We start from the raw sequence: 5,984 nt of genomic DNA on the forward strand, positions 1-5,984 counted from the left end.
AAGAAAAAAAGCACTCACTTTTAGTGAGTGCTTTTTATTAACAGATTATTTAACTACTTCAACATCTTGTTTGCTTGCAGTAATGAATTTACCGTTAGATAGTTCTAAGTAGTAAGTATCACCATGTTTCTTAACGGCTTTAACCTTTAAAACTTCTCCTTTGGCGTATTTCTTAGAAGGTGATTTTAGACCTGCTTTTTTGTATGAAGTTAGTCGTTTTAATACTTTCACTTTTTCTACATTCTTGGTGTAGTATAGTGAACCAACGTTCTTTGAACTAGCAGAGATGTAACCTTTAACATTCTTCTTAGTTTTACTATCGAAGTATTCAACAAGGTATAATGTCTTCTTACCTTTGTGAACTTTCTTTAAAACGTGAACGACAGATGATTTTTTGATCACTTGTGCTACTTTTTTACCTGATTTAAGTGTCTTGTAAACCTTAAAGTCTTTAAGTGCAACTAATTTCTTAGCTGAACTAGGTACATCAGTTTGTTTGTTACTATCATTATTTGATGGTTTAGAAACGTTGGTGTTTGGAGTCGTTGTATTAGTACTTGTGGAAGTGCCAGTATTCGAACCTGTAGTGGTAGGAGTGGAGCTGGTAGTTGTAGTAGTGGTACCGGAGTTCGAACCAGTAGAAGTAGAACCAGAGTTTGAATTGATATTCGTAGTTGTAGTAGTAGAACCAGAGTTCGAGCTAGTGGTTCCAGCGTTAGAACCAGTGGTGGTTGTATTTACATCTTGTTTAGTTAGATTGATAGTGTAAGTATAATCAACTGCTGATGTTTTTGTGTTATCTGTTTCTTTTGGATTAAGTGATTGTGTGCTTTGTACAGTAAATGTAAATGATGATGGGAAGTTTGATTTAGGTACTTCGATATAACTGACACCATTTGTAGCTGAACCATCCAAAAGATAACCATCTGGGATCAAACTTGGATTATCATCGTATCCGTAAGAGATGACTGATGGATTTACTGAAGAATCTATAATTGAGTATAAATGATGGGTTCCATCAATTTTAGGAGTTAGTGAAGGATTGTTTTTAGAATCATAGGTAACTGAGAAGTTAATATCTTTTAGGTTGTTTAAAGGTATTTTATAATTGTCACCAACCAAGGTAGCCTCATTAGGATCAGATAAATTAACATTTTTGGTAATTGTTTGAGTATTAAATGAGGAATCCACCATATTTTTATTTGCAAAAATTTCGGTTAACTTGTAGTTAGCCGCGGGACTTAAATCTTCAATATTATTCCTAGAGAGTGCTAGCATATTTAAATTTTTTGCTGCGTTATTTTTTAGAAAATCTATTGATCTAACGTTAGTAGCGATTAAAGATAGCTTTGATAACGAATTTAGAGGAATTGATTGTACGTCGTTATCGCTAAGATTTGTTTCATAAACAAATAACGAAGTTAATTTATTTGCCGATTTGATGACTGATAAAGGAGAATCGTTATTATCATGATTTAATGAAACGTTGAATATTTGTAGACTTTGTAATTTGGAGATATTTAAAACCTTAAATACATCCTTCAAATCATTAGAAGTAATAGTATTGATTTTAAATGGATTTTGAAAAGCACTGGTTACTCCATCGGCGTTTGGATTAGTTATGGATAATCCAGTCTCTCCTAAAATATCTTGATAAATATTGGGATTGCTTACCATATCAAGCAAAGCATCTTGAGCACTGTCATAATTTTTGTTATTTGGATTATACATAGGACTATAACCAGAATCGTTATTTCCAGAGTACAATAGATAATCAGCTAAAATAGCTTGAGCATTCGGGCTCATGTTTTTGATAATTTCAGTCATTTGAGCAATGCTTGGTGGCATTGTGTTATTGTCACTAGAATCGGCATAAGCTGTTATTGATAACTGTGGAGATGTTGTTTCAATAGCGGTAATACTTACTAGGCCTAAAACTACTGTAGAAAATAATAAAGCTGATTTAACTGTTTTTTTCATTAAAAAACCCACCTTAATATATTGATTATTTTACGTTAATTAAATTCTAATATATATTTTTGAAAAAGTATATGAATTTTTTAAGGTTTTCTTAAGTTTTTCGTTATATGAGATATATTTACTTATAAAGCAACAAAAAAGCACTCACTTTTGTGAGTGCTTTTGATTTATTTAGTAATGAATTACTCGAATATCATCTTTGTTAGCTGTGATGAATTTACCACTAGAAAGTTGTAAGTAATAAGTGTGATCAGTCATACTAATATCAACCACTTTTAATACTGATCCTTTGGAATACTTTTTGTGATAAGTTCCATATTCGTTTACGTTGTACGATTCTATTGGTTTTAATAATTTAACCTTAGCTACATCGTCCGAGTTATTTTTAGAACTAAATATCTTTTTACCAGCAGGGATGTACCCTTTTTCTTTTTTCTTTGTTTTACTATCTAAATATTCAACCAGATATAATGTTTTCTTTCCCTTATGAATTTTCTTTAAAATCTTCAGTACTGAAGATTTTTTAATTATTTGAGTTACCTTTTTTCCAGATTTAAGAGTCTTATAGATTTTTAAATCTTTTTTGGGTGAAAATTTATTTGTTTCCTTATCTGAATCGTTTGATGTATTCGTTAATTTTTCGTTATCATTATTTGATGATGTAGACGTGTTATTGTTTGAAGATTGTGCATTAGTAATTACAGAACTGTTATTTGTATTGGAAATATTAGAGTTAGTGTTGGTATTAAAAGGGGTGGGAGTAGTTGCACTACCAGATTTCGAACCTTTATCAGGTGTGTCAGGTAATGTGCTTACGTTGGTATTATTAGAATTAGGCATATCGGAAGTGCTTGTGTCATTAGAAGTGTCGTTTTCATCACTAGAACTTTGGCTATGTGTTGTTAAATTGATTGTATAATTATAATCAATTGCTGGTACTTCTCCATCGATTGTTTGAGTGCTTTCAATAACAAATGACAATTGAGATGGAACATTTGTTTTTGGAAATTCTACATAACTTACACCGTTTGTTGTGCTTCCATCTTCTGAAAGGTCTGTTGCACTTGGTTGGTTATCATGTCCATAAAATGTAGCATTGTATTGTATTGGGATATTAGAATATACAAACAAATGATAACTTCCATCTGAAATGGGACGTATATTTGTATTTTTATCAGAATCTGTAGTTACATTGAAGTTAATATCTTTGATGTTTTTGAAATATATTCTGTAATTGTCGCCAACGGTTTCTACTTGAGATGAATCGTTTAAATTAAGTGTTTCGTTAAAAGTTTGACCATAAAAACTAGTAATTCCAACATCTGTTTGATCTGCAGAGTTGGTGTTCGTAATTGAATAGAGGTTATATCCTGATATAGGGCTTAGGTTTTCGATATGATTATTTGGTATGTTTAAATATTTTAATTTTGGAAAATGATGGCTATTTAACAAATTAATTGAACGAATGTTGTTGTTTAAAAGCTGTAAAGATGTTAAAGACTGAGTGGGAATTACAGTAAGCTCATCACCAGTTAAGTTTGAGTTTGTAATAGATAGAGATCTTAATTTGTGGGCACCACTTAAAACTTCAAGAGGATTCGATCCTCCGCTATGATCATAGTTAGAACCATAAGTTTGGAAAGTATCCAAAATGTTTAGATCAAGTATTTTAAAGACATCATTTAAATCTTTTGCTGTAATATTTGAAACTTTAAATATAGGGGCTGTTTCAGTGTCAAGTTCAGGGAGTAATCTTGCGTCATTTACTTTATCCTGGGTGTTCAACATAACGTTTAATGCGGATTGAGGATCGCTGAACGTTTGATTATCAGGATAGAAGGTTTTTTGATTTACAGCAAGACTATCAGCTAGAATTGCCTGTGCTGTTGGAGTCATATTTTGTACAATGCTTGCGGCTTGATCAACACTTAATTGAGAGCTGTTGCCATCAGCATGGGCAGTTATTGATAAATGTGGAGATGTCGTTTTAATAGTGGCAGTACTTACTAGTCCTAAAATTACTGTTGAAAATAATAAAGCTGATTTAACTGTTTTTTTCATTTAAAACCCACCTTAATATATAGATTATTTGAAACTAAGTAAATTCTAATGCCATTTTTATTAAAAGTACATGAATTTTTTAAGGTTTTATTAAGTTTTTTGTTATAACGGGGATTTTAATTATAAAGCAACAAAAAACACTCACTTTTTGTGAGCGTTTTTTAAACGGATTATTTAACTTTAACAACAAAGTATTTATTAGCGGCAACAAACTTACCGTTGTTTAGTTCTAATGCATATGAATTGCTTCTCTTCTTAATTGATTTAACTTTGAGAATAGCACCTTTCTTATATACTTTAGAAGTGTTAGTTAGGTTCTTCTTGTCGTATGAAGTTAGTTTCTTACTAATAACTTTCACTTCTTTTACTTTGCTAGTGTAGTAAAGCGGAGTTACATATTTTGCTTGAGCAGTAATGTAACCAAATGTACCTGGAATTTGTTTATGAGTTACTGAATCAAGTTGAACTACATAATAACGAGGGGTTTCAATGGATGAAGAAACTTCTCTAATTACTTTAAATAGTGGGCGTTTGTATCCAGTTGCCTTATTGAAATGTTTGATACGGTTAACTTTGGTAAATTTATTAGTTCTATATAAGTTCATACCGCGAATCCCAATGACTTTTGGTAAATATTTTGCTTGTGGCTTACCGGAGTTGTTTTGTCCTTGGTCTACTAAAGGTTCATCATTAGTACTATTGGTATTATTTTGATTGTTAGTGTTAGGAGTTTCTTTATCTTTACTTACATAATTAATTTGAATAGTTACTTTCCCATTAAAACCATCTTCGGTGAAATCAGAGTTTAGATCACTATGAAATTCAAAAGTAACTGCTTGTGGCAATTCACCATTTTCGTATTTATAAGATAATTCATTGATACCGTTAGTAGGGATGGTAGGTTTCTTACTTCGATCATATTCTGAATTATTAACGGAAGGATTGCCATCGTTACCAACAGCTTTCCATCCTTCACTTAATTGATCGATAGTTAGATATGTGGAGCCACCGTTAACTAAAGTAGAAAGGCTACCGTGATTGACCATTTTTAAATCTTTCAAAAAGTCAGTGCTAATTTTGATTTCTCCACCTTTTTCAGGCGTATCTACAGTAACACTTTTGCTGATGGTTTGGTTTGTAACTTCACTTGGTTTAGCGAAAATATTCGCTTCAACTTCATAACCAGTTAAAGGTGTTAAATCACTAATGTGATTATTTTCCAGAAACATTGTATTTAATTTTGGAAAGGCATGGTCAGCAAAAGTATTCAGATTTTCTATGTTGTTGTGAGATAAATCCATCATGGTTACGTTAGGTGCTGATAGTAGTTTTAAACTGTTAGAGTCTAGATTACTATTAACGACTTTTAATTCTTCTAATTCAGGTAAAGATGACCAGGTGTTAAATGGACTTTGTTCAAACGTAACGTGGTTAAAATCAATTTGTTTTAAATTATCCATGTTCACGATTGAAGAAATACTTACTAAGTCATTTGCGGTTAAGGTAGCATCTTTTTGGTAATAAAGAGCAGTTAAATCGTGTAAAATGTCAGGCGTAACTTCTGATGCCGTTTTGAAATTATTTTTACCTAAACCAGACAAATAGGATGGATTATCATTAATTGAAGATAAGATGATTTTTTGAACAGTTGGACTAGCATTATTTAATGCCTTAACTCGTGCTTCTTCATCATTTTCATCAGCGTGAGCGATAATGGCGGGATGTTCTTGGTGTCCTAATATTGGGGATCCAATAAATCCAAAGGTTAATGTGGAAAATAAAAGAGCAGTCTTGATTGATTTTTTCATATTAAATCCTTCTTTCTTTATAAGCCGATAAAAAGACTTCACTAATAGTAAAGTCTTTTTATTTAAACTATTTTACCTTCACAACAAAGTATTTGTTGGCAGTAACGAATTGACCATTTTGAAGTTGTAGTGCGT

General features: G+C 31.6%; 3 protein-coding genes. All 3 read right to left on the reverse strand.

The genetic code is table 11. The annotated features are described in order from the left end of the window. Positions 1-45: 45 nt before the first annotated feature. Positions 46-1,980: a DUF5776 domain-containing protein gene (locus M3005_RS05755; RefSeq protein WP_293794497.1), complete on the reverse strand. Its 1,935-nt coding sequence runs from the start codon at positions 1,978-1,980 to the stop codon at positions 46-48. A gap of 171 nt (positions 1,981-2,151) precedes the next feature. Further along, a complete protein-coding gene (locus M3005_RS05760) occupies positions 2,152-4,041 on the reverse strand; it encodes a DUF5776 domain-containing protein (protein ID WP_293794499.1) in 1,890 nt (629 codons plus the stop codon). 170 nt (positions 4,042-4,211) lie between these two features. After that, positions 4,212-5,849 carry a DUF5776 domain-containing protein gene (locus M3005_RS05765; RefSeq protein WP_293794501.1) on the reverse strand — a complete coding sequence of 546 codons (1,638 nt, stop codon included), beginning with the start codon at positions 5,847-5,849 and terminating at the stop codon, positions 4,212-4,214. Positions 5,850-5,984 lie beyond the last annotated feature (135 nt).

This window comes from Apilactobacillus sp. (assembly GCF_025290035.1).
In the GTDB taxonomy this organism is placed as follows: Bacteria; Bacillota; Bacilli; order Lactobacillales; family Lactobacillaceae; genus Apilactobacillus.